Source organism: Streptomyces sp. NPDC007917 (assembly GCF_042959105.1).
In the GTDB taxonomy this organism is placed as follows: domain Bacteria; phylum Actinomycetota; class Actinomycetes; order Streptomycetales; family Streptomycetaceae; genus Streptomyces.
Genome location: NZ_JBIBKK010000002.1, coordinates 1 through 18,183, shown reverse-complemented (window position 1 = coordinate 18,183; position 18,183 = coordinate 1). Strand labels below are relative to the sequence as shown.

Here is an 18,183-nt window from a genome sequence, read left to right as displayed (position 1 = left end):
GGATGCTCCTGTCGGTCGGTCCGTGGAAGAGGCGTGGGTTCTAGCGAGGGTCGCGGCCGGCCAGCCGCTCGACCCCGCGCAGCAGCGCGGAGTGGTCGAGTTGGCCGTCGCCGCAGGCGCGGGCCGAGGCGACCAGCTGGGCGACCACGGCGCCCACGGGCAGCGGCGCCCCCACCGCGCGTGCGGCGTCGGTGACGATGCCCATGTCCTTGTGGTGCAGATCGATACGGAAGCCGGGCTTGAAATCACGGCCCAGCACCGCCTCCCGCTTGCGGGCCAGGACAGTGGAACCGGCCAGGCCGCCGCCCAGGACCTCCAGCGCCGCCTTCAGGTCCACTCCGGCGTTCTCCAGGAAGACCACGGCCTCGGACAGGGCCTGGAGGTGAATGGCGACCATCAGCTGGTTGGCGGCCTTGACCGTCTGTCCGGCCCCGTGCGGACCCACATGCACCACGGTGGTGCCCAGCGCCTCGAACACCGGCCCGGCGTCGGCGAAGTCGTCCGGTTCGCCGCCGACCATGATGGACAGCACGCCCTCGACGGCGCCCGCCTCTCCGCCGGACACCGGGGCGTCGAGCGTACGCAGGCCCTTGCCCCGCGCGGCGGCCGCCACCTCCAGCGAGGTCTGCGGGGTGATGCTGCTCATGTCGATCAGCAGGGCGCCCGGCGCGGCGTGTTCCAGGACGCCGCCCTCGCCGAGGACGACCTCCTTCACCTCCTGATCCGCCGGGACCATGGTGATCACGACCTCGGCGTCGCGCACCGCCTCGGCGATGCTGCCGGCGCCCCGGCCACCGGTCGAGACCAGGGTGTCGACGGCCGCGCGGCTGCGGTTGTATCCGGTGACGGTGTGTCCGGCCCGCACCAGGTTGGCGGCCATCGGGCCGCCCATGATGCCCAGGCCGATGAAGGCGATCTTCCGGGAAGTGGCACTCATCGTGGGTTCCTTCGTGTCAAGCGTGTGGTCGGGTGCGCTGCGTGGCCGGGGCCGTCTGGGTGGGCGGGGTGTCCCGATCCGGTCATCCCGATCCCGGTCAGGCGCGCCGGTCGCTGCCGCGGCGGTCGCTGCCGCGCCGTTCGCGCGGGAGCCAGTCGAAGCTGTCCGCGCTCGGGCCCTCGGACGTGTACTCCAGACCCACCCAGCCGGCGTAGCCCGTGTTCTGGAGGTCCACCAGCAGCCCGTCGAGGTCCAGCTCTCCCGTACCGGGCGCTCCCCGTCCGGGCGCGTCCGCGATCTGTACGTGTCCGATGCGGTCGGCGTGGGCGGCGATGACACCGGCCACGTCGTCTCCGTTGACGGAGAGGTGGTAGAGGTCGGCCAGGAGGCGGAGGTTGCGGCTGCCGGATTCGGCCGCCACCCGGTCGATGACGGCGAGCGCGTCCGCGGCGGTGCGCAGCGGGTACGCGGGGGCGCCGCTGACCGGCTCCACCAGGACCGTGCCGCCGACGCGCTCCGCGGCCTTGGCCGCCAGGGCCAGGTTCTCCACCGCGAGGTCGTCCTGCTCCGCGGGGGCGACGCCGTCGATCCGGTTGCCGTACAGGGCGTTGAACGACCGGCATCCCAGCTGCTCACCGATCGCCACGGTGACCTCGATGTTGTCGCGGAACTCCGCCGTCCGGGCCGGCCAGGACACCAGGCCGCGGTCGCCCCCGGGCATGTCCCCGGCGAAGAAGTTCAGCCCGGTCAGCCGGACACCGGCGTCGCGCACCGCCCGGACGAAGGCGTCGGCCTCCGTGTCCGTCGGCACCGCGGTCGCGTAGGGCCACCAGAACTCGACCGCGTCGAACCCGGCGGCCTTGGCGGCGGCCGGACGCTCCAGCAGCGGCACCTCGGTGAACAGGATCGACGCGTTGACCGTGCAGGGAAGTCGGTGGTTCATCAGTTCTCCCGTCCGAGGGTCTTCAGGTAGGGGCGCCAGCCGCCGAAGGCGGTGATCTCTTTGTGGATGCCCTTCTCCAGTTCGCCACGGCGCAGGACCATCGAGAAGGACGACGTGCCGTCCTGGAGCCGGATGATGCCGAACTCCAGTTCCGGCGGCTCGCCGGGCAGCAGGTGGTCGCGCAGCACCTCATCGGGCACGTCGTAGACCTCGCCCTCCACCGCGGTGGCGACTTCGGGGTCGGGCAGCAGCCCGGGGCAGGTGTCCCGGATCGAGAAGAAGCGGTAGCCGGGAGCGGTACGGGTCCGCGCCACGAGCGGGGCCCCGCGCAAGTGGTGATGGAAGGGGCCGCCCTCCATCGCCTGACCGTTGAGGAACATGCGAGCCATGGGGATCTCCTTTGACGGGGGATCGTGGGGTCGTACGTGGTGGCGCCGGCCGCGATGGTTCAGCCGGGGGTGGCGGCGCCGCGCACCGCGGCGGCGACGGCGGGCGCGACGGCGGGGTCGAAGACGCTGGGGACGATGAAACCCGGGCTCAGCGCGTCGGCGGCCACTGTGTCGGCGATGGCGCGCGCCGCGGCGATGAGCATGCCGTCGGTGATCTCGCGGGCGCCCGCGTCGAGCAGTCCACGGAAGATTCCGGGGAAGGCCAGGACGTTGTTGATCTGGTTGGGGAAGTCGCTGCGGCCGGTGGCGACGACGGCCGCATGGCGCCGCGCCTCGACGGGGTCGACCTCTGGGTCGGGATTGGACAGGGCGAAGACGACAGGGTCCAGCGCCATACGGGCGATGTCGGGGCCGGTCAGAATGTTCGGAGCGGACACGCCGATGACGACGTCCGCGTCCTTCAGGGCCTCGGACAGGGCGCCGGAGCGGTTGCGGCGGTTGGTGTGCTCCGCGATCCACACGCGGTTCTCGTCGAGCCCGGCCCGTCCGGGATGGACGGCTCCGCCGCGGTCACAGGCGATGATGTCACCCGCTCCCTCCGCGGTCAGCAGCCGGATGATGGCGGACCCCGCGGCTCCCACCCCGCTGACGACGATCGTGACGTCGGCGAGCTTCTTCCCCACGACGCGCAGGGCGTTGGTGAGCGCGGCCAGGACGACGACCGCGGTGCCGTGCTGGTCGTCGTGGAACACCGGGATGGCGAGCCGGTCGCGCAGCCGTCGTTCGATCTCGAAGCAGCGCGGTGCGGAGATGTCCTCGAGGTTGATGCCGCCGTAGACCGGGGCGAGGAGTTCGACCGTCCGGACGATCTCGTCGGTGTCCTGGGTGTCCAGACACACCGGCCAGGCGTCCACATCGGCGAACCGCTTGAACAGGGCCGCCTTGCCCTCCATGACCGGCAGGGCGGCCGCCGGACCGAGGTCGCCCAGGCCGAGGACGGCCGAGCCGTCGGTCACCACGGCCACGGTGTTGCCTTTGACCGTGAGGCGTCGGGCCTCCTCGGGGCGGTCGGCGATGGCCTGGCAGACCCGTGCCACCCCCGGTGTGTAGGCGCGGGAGAGGTCGTCGCGGTGGCGCAGCTCGGCCCGTGGCGTGACCTCGAGCTTGCCACCGAGGTGCATGAGGAACGTGCGGTCGCTCACCTCCTGCACACACACGCCGTCCAGTGCCTTGACCGCTTCGGTGATGGCCTGGGCGTGTGCGCCGTCGACGGCGTCGCAGGTGAGGGCCACGACGATGCGGTCGGCGCTCGTCTCGACGACGTCCAGGGCGGTGAGCGAGCCCGCGGCGTCACCCACCGCCTCGGCCAGCCGTGAGGTGGAGGTGGCCACCGCGGGAGCCTCCACACGGAGGGTGATGGCGTATCCGGGACTTGGTATGGGCATGCGCTGACCTCGCAGGGGCGGGAGGGCCCGGCAAGGAGCCGGGAGGGCTTCTGCGATGCGGATATTATTTTCTGCATTGCGGAATAACAACCCCCCTTGTGTGCTCCCGCCCGCCGCCCCTTGCTGGTGGTCTCGTCCTGGGTGGCGCCGACTCCTTGGTGCGGTGAGGAGGTCCGGGTGACAGAGTGCGTCGGCGACGTGAAAAGCCTTGACAGGCCCCTGTGGTGGACCTATACATCTGCCAATTGAAAAATTGTTTCCGCATGGTGAAAAAAAGTCTCGTCTCGCCCGTTGGCGAGGCATGGCCATGCGCGGCGTCCCGGCGGCACCGCGCGAGACGTGACACCACCCCAGACGGCCTCGCCCCCAAAGCGGTGTACGGCCCGGCCCAGGAGGTTCTCGACGTGAAACCCATCCATCTGCTCGGCGCGATCCCGTTCCTCGGGATCCTCGGCGGGATCTTCTTTGCGAACCGGGTGACGCCCTACGTCCTCGGTATGCCGTTCATCCTCTTCTGGCTGGTCATGTGGGTCGTGCTGATCTCGGTGACCATGGCCGTCATCTACCGCCTGGACCCGGCGAACCGGGAGGAGCAGAGCTCATGATCGCCCTCGCCATCATCTTCGTCTTCCTCCTCGCGGCCCTGGGCCTGGGACTGCGCGCCCGCCGCGGCAGGGACATGGATCTCGAACAGTGGTCCGTGGGCGGCCGCGGCTTCGGAACGGTCTTCGTCTTCCTGCTGCTGGCCGGCGAGATCTACACGACCTTCACCTTCCTGGGCGCCTCGGGATGGGCCTACGGCAAGGGCGCACCCGCCTACTACATCCTCTGTTACGCCTCACTGGCCTACGTCCTGTCGTACTGGCTGCTGCCCGCCGTGTGGCGCTACGCCAAGCAGCACCGGCTGATCTCGCAGTCCGACTTCTTCGTCGCCAAATTCAACAGCCCGCTGCTCGGCGCGCTGGTGGCCCTCGTCGGAGTCGTCGCGATGGTGCCCTACCTCGTGCTGCAGCTGAAGGGGCTCGGGATCATCGTGTCCGTCTCCTCCGACGGCCGCATCTCCTCCCACTGGGCCATCGTCATCGGCACGGTGGCGCTGACCCTCTACGTGACGATCTCGGGCATCCACGGCTCGGCCTGGACCTCGGTGCTCAAGGACGTCGCCATCCTCGCGGTCGTCCTCATCCTGGGCATCTACCTGCCGATCCACTACTACGGCGGCATCGGGGAGATGTTCCGGGCGGTCGACCACGCCCACCCCCAGACCCTCACCCTGCCCTCGAGCGGCATGAGCACATCGTGGTTCGCGTCCACCGTGCTGCTGTCCGCGGTCGGCTTCTACATGTGGCCGCACACCTTCAGCGCCTCCTACACGGCCCAGAACGAACGCGTCTTCCGCCGCAACGCCATCTTCATGCCGCTCTACCAGCTCATCCTGCTCTTCGTCTTCTTCGTCGGCTTCACCGCCATCCTGGTCGTGCCCGGCCTCAAGGGCGCCGACGCCGACCTGTCCCTGCTGCGCATCACCACCGCCACCTTCCCCTCGTGGTTCGTCGGCATCGTCGGTGGCGCCGGACTGCTCACCGCCCTGGTCCCCGGGTCCCTGCTGCTGATGACCTCCGCGACCTGTCTGGCGAAGAACGTCTACCGCCTCGCGCGCCCCCACACCAGCGAGAAGCACATCGGCCGTCTCGCGCAGCTGCTCGTACCGGCCCTCGCCCTGATCTCCCTCTACTTCACCTTCAACGGCGGCAGCTCGATCGTCTCGCTGCTGCTCATGGGCTACGCACTGGTCACCCAGCTCTTCCCCGCCCTGCTGGCGAGCCTCGCCCCCCGGCAGCTCGTCACCAAACAGGGCGCGGCCGCGGGCATCGTCGTCGGCGTCACCACGGTCGCCGTCGTCACTCTCTCCGGTGTCACGGTGGGCAGCCTGCTGCCGGGGCTCCCCCAGGCGGTGAAGGACCTCAACGTCGGCGTCATCGCCCTCGTCCTCAACACCGTGGCGATGGTCGCCGTCTCCGCCGTCACCCGCGCCGCGAGCCCGGCCACCGCCGTCCGGCTGCGGCCCGAATCCGAAGCCACGGCCGGCACCGGCTGACCCGAGCCGCCCCTCGGGCCGGGACCCCTACGGGCGGTCCCGGCCCGTCGGCTCCCGCCGTCCATGCGGTCGCCGTCCATGCGGCCGCCGTCCGTACCGGCCCGCGGCGGGGGAGTGCGGCCCTACAGCCCTCGCGTCATGGGCCCGGCGTGCTCGAAGGCGTCGTCGACGAGTACGACCCGGTGGCCCGCGGCGGCCAGCAGGGAGGCCGCGATCGCAGCCCTGAAGCCGCTGTGGCAGTGCACCCAGATCTCGGCGTCCGGCAGTTCGGACAGGGTGCCGGGCAGTTCGGGCAGCGGTATGTGCCGGGCGCCGGGCAGGTGTCCGCGACGCCACTCGCCACCGCTCCTGACGTCCAGGACTTCCACCGGCCGCCCGGCGAGGGCGGCGCCCAGGGTGGTGAAGTCCGCGCGCGGGTAGGAGGCCGGCCGCCGGGGGCCCGCCCATTCCAGCGGGCTTCCGGCGGCGACGGCCGCGGGATGGTCGAAGCCGATCCGCAGGAGCTCCGTCCTGGCGGCTTCCAGCTCTTCCCCGTCGGCCGCCAGCAAGGTGAGCGGGGCGTCGAACGGCACCAGCCAGCCCAGGTAGGTGGCGAAGGCTCCGCGGGCGTCGATGTTCACCGTGCCCCGCAGATGCGTATCCGCGAAATCCGCCCGCGGCCGCACATCCACCACCCACTCGCCCGCGGCGACCCGGGTGGCCGGCTCGGTCCGGCTCGCGGAGCGGGGCGCGCCGAGGTCGGCCACGGGTGTCGGCCCCGTGGCATTGATCGTGGCCATCCGGCGGTAGTACGCGGGGTAGGGCTCGAGGCCGGACAGGGCGCTGGAGACGAAGGCGTCCTCGTCCAGCGTGAAGACGGGATTGGTGGCACGTTCGCGGCCGATCGTCGAACGCCCGACCGCGCCGGCCGTCGCCGCCGCGCAGAAGCTCCCGAAGCCATGGGTCGGCAGGACCACGGTGTCATCGGGCAGCACCTCGGCCAGACGGCGGGCCGACCGGTACTGCCGACGGGCCAGCGGCCCGGCCCGCCCCGCCCCCATCAGGTCGGTGCGCCCGGTCGTCCCGTACAGCACCGACCCCCCGGTGCACACGAGCCGTGGCACCCCGCCGCCGAGCGCGAACGCGTACGCCAGGTGGTGGTCGGTGTGCCCGGGCGTGGCGATCACCTGGATCCTCAGCTCCCCGGCCGGGATCTCGTCCCCGTCGCCCGCCCGTAGGGCGTCGAAGCCCAGCTCGGGCCGGCCGGCACCACGTAGACCGCGTCCGAGTGGCGGGCCAGCTCCAGACCGCCCGTGACGTAGTCGTTGTGCACATGGGTCTCCACCACCGCGCCCAATCGCCATGCTCGCGCATCGAGCACGGCGGTGATCCGCTCGACATCACGCTGGGGGTCCACCGCGACCGCGACCGCGCCATCCGCGATCAATTAGCTGCGATTCCCCAGGCTGGGCGTGGCGAGCCGGACGACTTCCAGATCTTCGGGCGGTGTCACCGACAGCCGCAGCCTCGCTTCGGTGACCCGCCCGGGCGGCGCCTCCACCTCAGCCCGTGAGTGCTCATGGCTCATCGCCGCCTCCATCTCATCCCGGCGGACGAAGACCCTTCGTGACGTCAGGAGCGCGCTCAGTCGCGGCGAGTGCTTCCATATCCAGGACAACTCCCGAAGCCTGGCCAGTCAACTCCGCCCGGGGCCGCTCATATGCCGAGCGGGCGGCCGATGGTGCGGATCATCGGCCTTCGGCGGCGGGAGCCCCGCCGCCGCACGAGGGCGATTCCGCCGGGACTCGAGCGAACCCGCACAGACTGCGGTCCGGAACCAGTCATGATCCGTGACATGAGTCCTGGAGGGCCATGCTCATTGACCGGAGCGCTCACATAGAGCTGGCGGAGGCGACGCTTCATGAGTGTGCGGCAGGCGATTTCCGGCTGTTGGTCGCCGAGGGCGGGCCGGGGTGCGGCAAGAGTGAATTCCTGAAGCGATTCCTGGGGCTCGCGGCCGAATCCGGTGCCGTGGTCCTCGACGCGCCCGGTCTGCCCGGTGAGAGCGCCACCCCTCTCGGGCTCGTACGACGGCTGGCCGAGCACCCGGCGCTGCCGGACCGGACCAGCCGGCGGCTACGGCTCGCCCTCGCACAGGACGGGCCCCGGGCCGCGGAGCGGCTGTGCGAGGCGCTGTGCGCGCTCTCCGCGTCCGCACCGCTGGTGATCGCGGTCGACGATCTGCACCACGCGGACCAGGCGTCGCTCCGGCAGCTGCTGCACGTCGCCCACCACGCCCGCTCGGCCAGGATCCTGCTGATCGGCACGGAGGCCCCGTACGGCATGGAGCGCTCGTGCGGCACGGAGGCCCCGTACGGCATGGACCGCTCGTGCGGCACGGAGGCCCCGTACGGCATGGAGCGCTCGTACGGCACGGAGACCCCGTGCGGTACAGAGCGCCCCCGCGGTACGGAGCACCCGTACGGCCGCGGCGGCGACCCGCTGCTCGGCGCCGAACTGCTGCGCCACCCCGGCTTCCGCCGCATCACGCTCGACCCGCTCAGTCCCGAAGGCACGGCCCACCTGGCCGCCACGCTCGGCAACCAGCCGGTGGACGGCCGCCTCGGCGCCGAGTGCCACCTACTGACCGGCGGCAACCCCCTGCTGCTGCGGGCCCTGCTGCAGGATCGGTGGCCGGCGCCGGACACCGGGAGCCGGGTGCCGCGGCCCACCGTAGGAGGACCCTTCCACCAGGCGGTGGTGGCCTGCCTGGTCCGCATCGGCGCGCCCCTGCGGGAGGTCGCCGGCGCGCTGGCCGTACTCGGGCCGTCCGCCACACCCGCGCTGCTGAGCCGGCTGCTGGGACGGGACGCGGCGGCGGTCGAGCACGCCCTCCAGGTGCTGGAGCTGAGCGGATTGACGGGTGGACACCGCTACCGGCACCCGGTCGCCGCGGCGGCCGCGCTGGACCATCTGGACGCCGCCGACCGGCGGTTGCTGCACGAGCGCAGCGCCCTGCTGCTGCACGAGCAGGGCGCCGGGGCCACCGAGGTCGGCGACCACCTGTTGGCCGCCCAGCCCACGGTCCCCTCCTGGGCGGTTCCCGTGCTTCGCGACGCCGCCACCCAGGCCCTGGTCGACGACGACGCGCCCGCGGCGATCCGGTATCTGGACCTCGCCTGCCGCGCCTGCCAGGAGCCGCCCCAGAGGGCCGCGACCCGGATCGCGCTGGCCGCCGCCACCTGGCGGCTCAACCCCTCCGCTGCCGAACACCACCTCGGCGACACGCTCGCCGACCTGCACACCGGCGCGCCGACGGGTGAAGACGCGACGCTGCTCGTACGGCTGCTGATCAGCTGCGGCCGACTGGAGGAGGCGAGCCGGACACGGGCCCGGCTGCAGCCGGCCGACCACTCGCTGGGCGGCCCCGGCCCGGACCCTGGCGCGGCGCGGCCGTCGGTGGTGCACCCCTGCCCCTGGCCCATCGCGCCCGAGGAGAGCAGGCCGCGGCCCTGGCCCGAGACCGCCCCGCCGCGCGAGCCCTGGGACGAGCCCCCCGGCCCCGGCACGGCCGCCGCCATCTGGGGCATCCCCAGCCCCGGCACCAGCGAGGCCGCCGCGGACGAGGCCGAACGGCGGCTGCGCGCCTGCCCGCTGCTCGACGGCACGCTGGCGGTGGTGGCGGGCGCCGTACGGACCCTGCTGCGGGCCGGGCGGACGGCCGACGCCGACGAGTGGTGCCACCGGCTGCTCAAGGAGGCGACAGCCCGGCGCTCGCCCGGCTGGCGGGCCGAGTTCCTCGCCATCCTCGCCGAGATCGCCCTGCGCAAGGGCGTTCTGGCGGACGCCGAGGAGTGCGCCCGGCAGGCCCTGGCCTGTCTGCCCGGCCGCGGCGGCAGCGTGCTCGTCGGAGGTCCGCTCGCCTGCCAGGTCCATGCCTACACCGCCATGGGCCGGTACGACGACGCGACCCGTGTGCTGCACCACCCGGTGCCGGGCGCGCTGTTCCAGAGCGTGTACGGCCTGGCGTACCTGCGCGCCCGCGGCCACTACCACCTGGCCACCGACCACTCCCGTGCCGCGCTCGGCGACTTCCTGACCGCCGGCCGCATGGCACAGCGCTGGGGCCTGGACCACCCCGCCGTGCTGCCCTGGCGCGCCGACACCGCCCAGGCGTTCCTGCGCCTCGGCGAGCGTCCCAGGGCGGCGCGGATGATCACGGAACAGCTGTCCTGCGCCCGCCTGTGGAGCGATCCGCACACCCGGGGCGTCTCGCTTCGGCTCCGGGCCCGGGTCGCCGCCGTGCCGGAGCGCCCGCATCTGCTCACCCAGGCCGTCGAGGTGCTGCAGCAGTGCGGGGACCGGCTCGAACTCGCCCGGGCGCTCGCCGACTTGGGGGCCGCCTACCGGAGCGTCGGCGAGTCGGTCCGGGCCAACTACGTGCGGCGCAGGGCGTGGCGGATCGCCGAGGAGTGCGGCGCCAGAGCGCTGTGCGACGCCATTCTGCCCTGGCAGGCGATGTACGGCGGGGACCGGCCCGACCTCCCCGGCCGTGACCAGGGAGCGGGGCTGAGCGAGTCGGAAATGCGCGTGGCCATCCTCGCCGCGAACGGCAACTCGAACCGTGAGATAGCGCTGCAGCTGTGCGTGACGATGAGCACGGTCGAGCAGCATCTGACACGGGTGTACCGCAAGCTGCGCATCAGCCGCCGCCAGCAACTGCCGAAGAGTCTGATCGGTCCGGTGGGCACACCGGCGACGGACCGCAGAGAGCTGTCCTCGCTCTGACGAGCCGTCCGAACGCACCGTCCGTGACGCCCACGGCGGTCCACAGGTTGGAGATGCCGATGGCCGCTGGCCACGACAAGGTGATCGAGGCGCTGCGGGCGTCCCTCAAGACCAACGAGCGGCTGAGGGAACAGGTCCACCGGCTCACCACGGCGGCGCGGGAACCCATCGCCATCATCGGCATGGCCTGCCGCTACCCGGGCGGGGTGGGATCGGCGGAGGACCTGTGGGAGCTGGTGGCCGCCGGCCGGGACGCCATCGGCACCTTCCCCGACGACCGGGGCTGGGACGTGGAGCGGCTGTACGACCCCGACCCGGACCGGGCCGGCACCTCCTACACCCGGCACGGCGGTTTCCTCCACCACGCCGCCGAGTTCGACCCCGGATTCTTCGGGATCAGCCCACGCGAGGCGCTGGCGATGGACCCGCAGCAGCGGCTGCTGCTGGAGACCTCCTGGGAGGCGTTCGAGCGGGCCGGGATCGACCCCGCCTCGGTGCGCGGCAGCAGGACCGGGGTGTTCGCGGGCGTGATGTACCACGACTACGGCTCCCGGCTGCACACCGTCCCCGAAGGCTTCGAGGGCTATGTCGGCAACGGCAGCGGCGGCGGCGTGGCGTCCGGCCGGGTCGCCTACACCCTCGGCCTCGAAGGCCCGGCCGTGACCGTGGACACCGCCTGCTCCTCCTCGCTGGTCGCCCTGCACCTGGCCTGCCAGGCGCTCCGGGCCGGCGAGTGCTCACTGGCCCTGGCGGGCGGGGTGACGGTGATGTCCACCCCCGCGCTGTTCGTCGAGTACTCCCGGCAGCGCGCCCTGGCGGCGGACGGCCGCTGCAAGGCGTACGGGGCGGGGGCCGACGGCACCGGCTGGGCAGAGGGCGCCGGGATGCTGCTGGTGGAGCGGCTCACGGACGCACGGCGGCTCGGCCACCGGGTGCTGGCGGTGGTGCGCGGCAGCGCGGTCAACCAGGACGGCGCGAGCAACGGCCTCACCGCCCCCAACGGCCCCGCGCAGCAGCGGGTCATCCGGCAGGCGCTGGCGAGCGCCGGAGTGTCCGCGTCCGAGGTCGACGCGGTGGAGGGACACGGCACGGGCACCAGGCTCGGCGATCCCATCGAGGCACAGGCCCTGCTGGCGACCTACGGTCAGGACCGGCCCGCGGACCGGCCGCTGTGGCTCGGCTCGATGAAGTCCAACGTCGGCCACGCGCAGGCGGCCGCCGGCGTGGGAGGGGTCATCAAGATGGTGATGGCCATGCGGCGTGGGACACTGCCGCCCACGCTGCACGCCAACGAGCCGTCCCCGCACGTCGACTGGGACTCGGGCGCCGTACGGCTGCTGACACAGCCGGTGGTCTGGCCGGAGTGCGGCCGGCCCCGCCGCACCGCGGTGTCCTCCTTCGGGGTGAGCGGCACCAACGCCCATGTGATCCTCGAGGCGGCGCCGCACACGGAAACCGACGACAGCACAGCACCGCACGACGCGCCCGGCCACGCCGTGGCGGGGCCGCTGCCCTGGCCCGTGTCGGGCGCGACGCCCGAAGCGCTGCGGGCCCAGGCGGGGGAACTGCGCCGCTTCGTGGCGGCCGACGAGCGGCTGCGCCCCGCCGACATCGGCCACACCCTGGTCTTCGGCCGGTCGGACCTCGCACACCGCGCCGTCGTCCTCGGCTCCGACCGGGAAACCCTGCTGCGCGGACTGGACGCCCTGGCCGGGGGCGAGCCTGACGACGGCGCGGTCGTACGGGGCGTGGCGGCGGCCGGGAGCGGTGCGGGGGTGGTGTTCGTCTTCCCCGGACAGGGCGGCCAATGGGCCGGCATGGGGCTGCGGCTGCTGGAGACCTCGTCCCTCTTCGCCGAGCGGATGGCCGAGTGCGAGGCGGCGTTGGCGCCGTATGCCGACTGGTCGCTGCTCGACGTCCTGCGCCGGGGTCCCGGGGACCCGGTGTGGGAGCGGGCCGATGTCGTCCAGCCGATGCTGTTCTCGGTGATGGTGTCGCTGGCGCGGCTGTGGCGCTCGTACGGCGTCGAACCGGACGCCGTACTCGGCCACTCCCAGGGCGAGATCGCCGCCGCCCACGTGTGCGGCGCACTGACCCTGGACGACGCCGCGAAGGTCGTCGCCCTGCGCAGCCGGGCCCTGCAGACCCTGCGCGGTTCGGGCGGCATGGCCTCCGTACCCCTGCCGGCGGACGAGGTCACCGGGCTGCTGCGGACCGCATGGCCGGACCGGCTGTGGGTGGCCGCCGTCAACGCCCCCGCGGCCGCGGTGATCTCCGGCGACGCGGAAGCTCTCGCCCAGGCGCTGGAACACTACCGGGACCAGGGCATCGACGCGAAGCGGATTCCGGTCGACTACGCCTCCCACTGCCCGCACATCGAAGCCGTGGAGCAGGAGCTGTCGAGCCTGTTGCGGGGGATCTCCCCACGGGCCGCCGACATCCCCTTCTACTCCACCGTGGACAACCAATGGGCCGACACCACCGGACTCGACGCCCGCTACTGGTACCGCAATCTGCGACAGCCCGTACGCCTCGCCGACGCGGTCCGCGCCCTCGGCGCCGCCGGCTACCGCACCTACATCGAGGTCGGCCCGCACCCCACCCTCACCCCCGCCATCCAGGACACCACCGAGGCCGACGGCGCCGCGGCCACCGTCGTCGGCTCCCTGCGCCGCGGTGAGGACGACGCCCGCCGCATCCTGACCTCGTTCGCCCTCGCCCACACCCGTGGCCTGCCCGTGGCCTGGGACCGCCACTACCGGGCGATCGCCCCCGCGGCGACCCACGCCGACCTGCCCACCTACGCCTTCCAGCGCCGCCGCTACTGGCTGGACGCCCCGGCGACCACCGGGGACGTGACGGCCGCGGGACTGGCCCCGGTCGGACACCCGCTGCTCGGCGCGGCGGTCGGACTCGCCGAGGGCGACGGACATCTGCTCACCGGTCGGCTCGCCCCGCACACCCACCCCTGGCTCGCCGACCACGTGGTCGCCGGCACCGTCCTGCTGCCGGGCACCGCGTACGTGGAACTGGCCGCGCACGTCGGCGAACACCTCGGCTGTCCCCGGCTGGAGGAGCTCACCCTGCACACCCCACTCGCCCTGCCCGACAGCGGCGGCGTGGCACTGCAAGTGGCCGTCGGCGCGCCGGACGAGACCGGCCGCCGCGCACTGAGCGTCTACGCACAGCGCGACGACGACCCAGCGCGGGAGGGGGCGGCCCAGGGCGCGTGGACCCGGCACGCGACCGGCACACTGGCGGCGCGGAGCGCGCCCGACGGCACCGACGGCGCCGCGCCCCTGGCGGCGGCATGGCCTCCGCCGGGCGCGGAACCCGTGGACATCAGCGGCCTCTACGACAGGCTGGCCGCCGCCGACTTCGGCTACGGCCCCGCCTTCCAGGGGCTGCGCGCCGCCTGGCGGCACGGCGAGGAGACCTACGCCGAGGTGCGGCTCCCCGACCAGGTGGCCGCCGACGCGCCACGCTTCTGCCTCCACCCCGCCCTCCTCGACGCCGCACTGCACCCCCTGGCGCTCGCCGGCGGCCGGCAGGAGGACAACCCACCGGAACACGGACGGCTGCCGTTCGCCTGGCGCGGCGTCCGCCTGCGCACCCCGGGCACGCCGACCCTGCGCGTACGGCTGCGGCCACACGGCCCGGACACGGTCGCCGTGGACGTGGCCGACGAGACGGGCACACCGGTGGCCTCGGCCGAAGCGCTCACGCTGCGGCCAGTGGCCATGAAGGACCTACGGGCCCTCGGCGGCCAGGCGGGCGACACCCTCTACGCCCTGGAGTGGGCCGCCGCGCCCGAGCCCCCGACGACGGCCCTCGGGCGGTGCGCCGTGCTCGGCCACACCACCCCCGGATGGGCCGCCGCGCTGGAGCCGGCGTCAGCGGAACCCGTGCGGCGATACCCCGACCTCGCCGCACTGACGGCGGCCCTGGACGCGGGCGACCCGCCCCCGGACCTGGTGTTCGTGGGCTGCCCTCCGGCCGCCGCCGGGCCCGATGACACGACGGTCACCGACGTCCACACCCGCACCCGACAAGCCCTGGACCTGCTTCAGGGCTGGCTCGGCGAAACGCGGCTGGCCGGGGTGCGGCTGGCCGTCGTCACCTGCGGCGCGGTGGCGACCGGACCGGCTGAGGGAGTCACGGACCTGGCGGGCGCGGCGATCTGCGGACTGGTGCGATCCGCCCAGGCCGAGGAACCCGAGCGCATCCTCCTGGTGGACCTGGACCCGTCCCTGGAGTCGCGGGCGGCGCTGCCACCGGCGGTCGCACTGGGCGAACCGCAGGTGGCCATCCGGGGCGGCCACCCGAAGGTGGCCCGGCTGGTTCGCGCTCACCCCCAGGGAGACGCCCTGCCCACGCCCGCGCGGGGGAGCGGTGGCTGGCGGCTCGACAGCGTCGAACCGGGCACACTCCAGGGGCTCGCGCCGGTGGCGTCCCCGGCCGCCACCGAACCGCTGGCACCGCGCCAGGTGCGGATCGAGGTGCGCGCGGCCGGCCTGAACTTCCGCGACGTCCTGGTGGCCCTGGGGATGGTCCCCGGGCAGCGGGGACTGGGCAGCGAGGGCGCCGGGGTGGTGCTCGAAGTCGGGCCGGAAGTGGCCGACCTGGCGCCCGGAGACCGGGTGACGGGCGTGTTCGCGGACGCGTTCGGCCCGTTCGCGGTCGCCGACCGGGCCACCGTGATCCGCGTCCCCGATCACTGGTCCTTCGCCCAGGCCGCCGCCGTCCCCGTCGTCTTCGCCACCGCCTACTACGGGCTGGTGGACCTGGCGGGACTGCGCCCGGGCGAGTCGGTGCTGGTGCACGCCGCGGCCGGCGGAGTGGGACTGGCCGCCGTCCAACTGGCCCGCCACCTCGGCGCCGAGGTCCACGCCACCGCGAGCCCCGGAAAATGGGACACCCTGCGCGCCCACGGCATTCCCCCGGAGCGCATCGCCTCGTCCCGCACCCTCGACTTCGAAAGCCGGTTCGCCGACCGGAACATCGATGTCGTCCTCAACTCCCTGGCCCATGAGTACGTCGACGCCTCCCTGCGCCTGCTGACCTGCGACGGCGGCCGGTTCCTGGAAATGGGCAAGACCGACCTCCGCGATCCGGAGGAGGTGGCGCGCGCGTACCCCGGCGTCGCCTACCGGGCGTACGACCTGATGGAGGCCGGACCCGAGCGCATCGGGGAGATCCTGCGCACCGTGCTGCGGCTGTTCGACGAGGGCGTGCTGACCCCGCTGCCGCTCACCTGCTGGGACATCCGGCAGGCCAGGGATGCCTTCCGTCAACTCCAGCAGGGCCGCACCGTCGGAAAGAACGTGCTCACACTGGACCGCACCCCTGACCCCGACGGCACCGTCCTCATCACCGGCGGCACCGGAACCCTCGGCGCCGCGCTCGCCCGCCATCTCGCCGCCACCGGCCGAGCGCGCCATCTGCTGCTGATCAGCCGCCGCGGCCCGGACGCGCCGGGCGCTCCTCAACTCATCGCTCACCTCGAGGAGTTGGGTGCGACGGCGACCATCGCCACCTGCGACGTCGCCGACCGCGCCGCGCTCGCCGAGGTGCTCGGGCGGATCCCCGCCGAGCACCCGTTGACCGCCGTCGTCCACGCCGCGGGCACACTCGACGACGCCACGCTCGGCACCCTCACCGCGCGCCACCTCGACACCGTCCTGCCCGCGAAAGCCGATGCCGCCTGGCATCTGCACGAGCTGACCTGCCAGGCGGATCTCGCCGCGTTCGTGCTGTTCTCGTCCGCCGCGGGCGTCCTGGGCTCACCAGGGCAGGGCAACTACGCCGCCGCCAACGCCTTTCTCGACGCGCTCGCCCTCCAGCGGCGGGCGGCGGGACTCCCCGCGGTGTCCCTGGCCTGGGGGCTGTGGGAGGAAGCCAGCGGAATGACCGGCCACCTCGACCGGGCCGACCGCACCCGCATGGCCCGCGTCGGCCTTCGGCCACTGGCCACAGGCGAGGCCCTGGCGCTGTTCGACAACGCCCTCGTCGACGGCCCACCACTGCTGCTCCCGGCCCGCATCGACACCAATGCGCTACGGGCCACCACCGCACCGCCCCTCTTCCAGGCCCTGGTACGCCCCACCACCGGCCACCGGCCACGCCCCGCGACCCCCGATAGCCGCTCCTCCCTCCGCGCCCGGCTCGCCGGGCTCGACCCCGCGGCGCGGAGCGAGATCCTGCTCACCCTCGTCCGCGGCCACGCCGCCACCGTCCTCGGCCACCCGAGCCCCGACGCCATCGCGCCCGAGGCGGCCTTCCGCGACCTGGGCTTCGACTCCCTCACGGCTGTGGAGCTCCGCAACCGCCTCAAGGAGGCGACCGGCCTTCGGCTCCCCGCCACGCTCGTCTTCGACCACCCCACTCCCGCCGCCCTCGCCCAACACCTCGGGGACGGACTCCTCGGCGGCGCCGATCCGGCCTCCTTCCCGGCCGCCGCAGCCCCGGGTGAGGCGGTGGGCGGGGCCGGGACGGATGAGGCCATCGCGATCATCGGCATGGCCTGCCGGTTTCCGGGGGGTGTGCGGTCGGCCGAGGGGTTGTGGGATCTGGTCGCCTCCGGCACCGACGCCATGAGCGGATTTCCCACCGACCGCGGCTGGGACCTCGACCGCCTCTACGCCCCCCAGGACCAGGACCGTCCGGGCACCACGTACACCCGCCACGGAGGTTTCCTCCACGACGCCGGGAAGTTCGACGCGGCGTTCTTCGGCATCAGCCCGCGTGAGGCGCTGGCGATGGATCCGCAGCAGCGGCTGCTGCTGGAGACCTCCTGGGAGGCGTTCGAACAGGCCGGCATCGACCCCACGTCGGTGCGGCGGAGCCGGACCGGAGTCTTCGCCGGTGTGATGCCGACGGACTACGGCCCCCGGCTGCAGGACACCGTGACCGAGGTCGAGGGCTATGTCCTCACCGGAAACTCCGGCAGCGTCGCCTCGGGCCGGATCGCCTACACCTTCGGCCTGGAAGGCCCCGCCGTGTCCGTGGACACGGCGTGTTCGTCGTCCCTGGTCGCCCTGCACCTGGCCTGCCAGGCCCTGCGGGCGGGGGAGTGCACCATGGCCCTGGCCGGCGGGGTGACGGTGATGGCAACACCCGGTGCCTTCGTGGAGTTCGCGCGGCAGCGGGGGTTGTCGGTGGATGGGCGGTGCAAGGCGTTCGGGGCGGGGGCGGATGGTACGGGGTGGGCGGAGGGGGTGGGGGTGTTGTTGGTGGAGCGGTTGTCGGATGCGCGGCGGTTGGGGCATCGGGTGTTGGCGGTGGTGCGGGGCAGTGCGGTGAATCAGGACGGGGCGTCGAATGGTTTGACGGCGCCCAATGGTCCGTCGCAGCAGCGGGTGATCCGGCAGGCGCTGGCCGCCGCGAGTCTGACGGCCCCGGAGATCGACGCGGTGGAGGGGCACGGTACCGGGACGACGCTCGGGGATCCCATCGAGGCGCAGGCGTTGCTGGCGACGTACGGTCAGCAACGCCCTGATGACCGACCGGTCTGGCTGGGGTCGGTGAAGTCGAATATCGGGCATGCGCAGGCTGCGGCGGGTGCTGCGGGTGTCATCAAGATGGTGATGGCGATGCGGCATGGG

The 18,183-nt window shown here is 73.2% G+C and carries 11 protein-coding genes; 4 read left to right on the top strand and 7 right to left on the bottom strand.

Annotated elements, in window-relative coordinates:
* Positions 1-40 precede the first annotated feature (40 nt).
* The 4 genes from ACFZDL_RS03270 to ACFZDL_RS03255 form a co-directional block, all read right to left on the bottom strand.
* Entirely contained in the window at positions 41-937 is an 897-nt protein-coding gene (locus ACFZDL_RS03270) for a 2-hydroxy-3-oxopropionate reductase (RefSeq protein ID WP_353591112.1), read from the bottom strand.
* Positions 938-1,034: 97 nt separating this feature from the next.
* Positions 1,035-1,880 carry a TIM barrel protein gene (locus ACFZDL_RS03265; protein WP_353591111.1) on the bottom strand — a complete coding sequence of 282 codons (846 nt, stop codon included), beginning with the start codon at positions 1,878-1,880 and terminating at the stop codon, positions 1,035-1,037.
* Complete coding sequence (locus ACFZDL_RS03260) at positions 1,880-2,269, bottom strand: gamma-glutamylcyclotransferase (RefSeq protein ID WP_353591110.1); 390 nt, start codon at positions 2,267-2,269, stop codon at positions 1,880-1,882. The genes ACFZDL_RS03265 and ACFZDL_RS03260 overlap by 1 nt, the downstream gene beginning before the upstream one ends.
* Before the next feature lie 59 nt (positions 2,270-2,328).
* On the bottom strand, positions 2,329-3,714 hold the full coding sequence (locus ACFZDL_RS03255; RefSeq protein WP_353591109.1) for an NAD-dependent malic enzyme: 1,386 nt from the start codon (positions 3,712-3,714) through the stop codon (positions 2,329-2,331).
* Between the two features lie 404 nt (positions 3,715-4,118).
* Between ACFZDL_RS03255 and ACFZDL_RS03250 the strand changes: the two genes are divergently transcribed.
* Positions 4,119-4,319, top strand: coding sequence for a DUF3311 domain-containing protein (locus ACFZDL_RS03250; RefSeq protein ID WP_353591108.1), 201 nt, complete (start codon positions 4,119-4,121; stop codon positions 4,317-4,319).
* Entirely contained in the window at positions 4,316-5,812 is a 1,497-nt protein-coding gene (locus tag ACFZDL_RS03245) for a sodium:solute symporter (protein WP_353591107.1), read from the top strand. Before ACFZDL_RS03250 ends, ACFZDL_RS03245 begins: the two co-directional genes overlap by 4 nt.
* Positions 5,813-5,934: 122 nt before the next feature.
* Here ACFZDL_RS03245 and ACFZDL_RS03240 read toward each other — a convergent pair whose 3' ends face one another.
* Genes ACFZDL_RS03240 through ACFZDL_RS03230 form a run of 3 tightly spaced genes read right to left on the bottom strand, consistent with a single transcriptional unit; the run spans position 5,935 to position 7,379 of the window.
* Positions 5,935-6,978, bottom strand: coding sequence for a rhodanese-like domain-containing protein (locus tag ACFZDL_RS03240; protein WP_353591106.1), 1,044 nt, complete (start codon positions 6,976-6,978; stop codon positions 5,935-5,937).
* 8 nt (positions 6,979-6,986) lie between these two features.
* On the bottom strand, positions 6,987-7,238 hold the full coding sequence (locus ACFZDL_RS03235; protein ID WP_353591105.1) for a hypothetical protein: 252 nt from the start codon (positions 7,236-7,238) through the stop codon (positions 6,987-6,989).
* A complete protein-coding gene (locus ACFZDL_RS03230; RefSeq protein ID WP_353591104.1) occupies positions 7,239-7,379 on the bottom strand; it encodes a hypothetical protein in 141 nt (46 codons plus the stop codon). It abuts the gene before it with no gap.
* 284 nt (positions 7,380-7,663) lie between these two features.
* Between ACFZDL_RS03230 and ACFZDL_RS03225 the strand changes: the two genes are divergently transcribed.
* Positions 7,664-10,579 (top strand): AAA family ATPase, encoded by a 2,916-nt coding sequence (locus tag ACFZDL_RS03225; RefSeq protein ID WP_353591103.1) that lies wholly within the window; start codon positions 7,664-7,666, stop codon positions 10,577-10,579.
* A gap of 59 nt (positions 10,580-10,638) precedes the next feature.
* Positions 10,639-18,183 (top strand): SDR family NAD(P)-dependent oxidoreductase (locus ACFZDL_RS03220; RefSeq protein WP_391190229.1); only part of this gene is annotated, 7,545 nt, incomplete at its 3' end.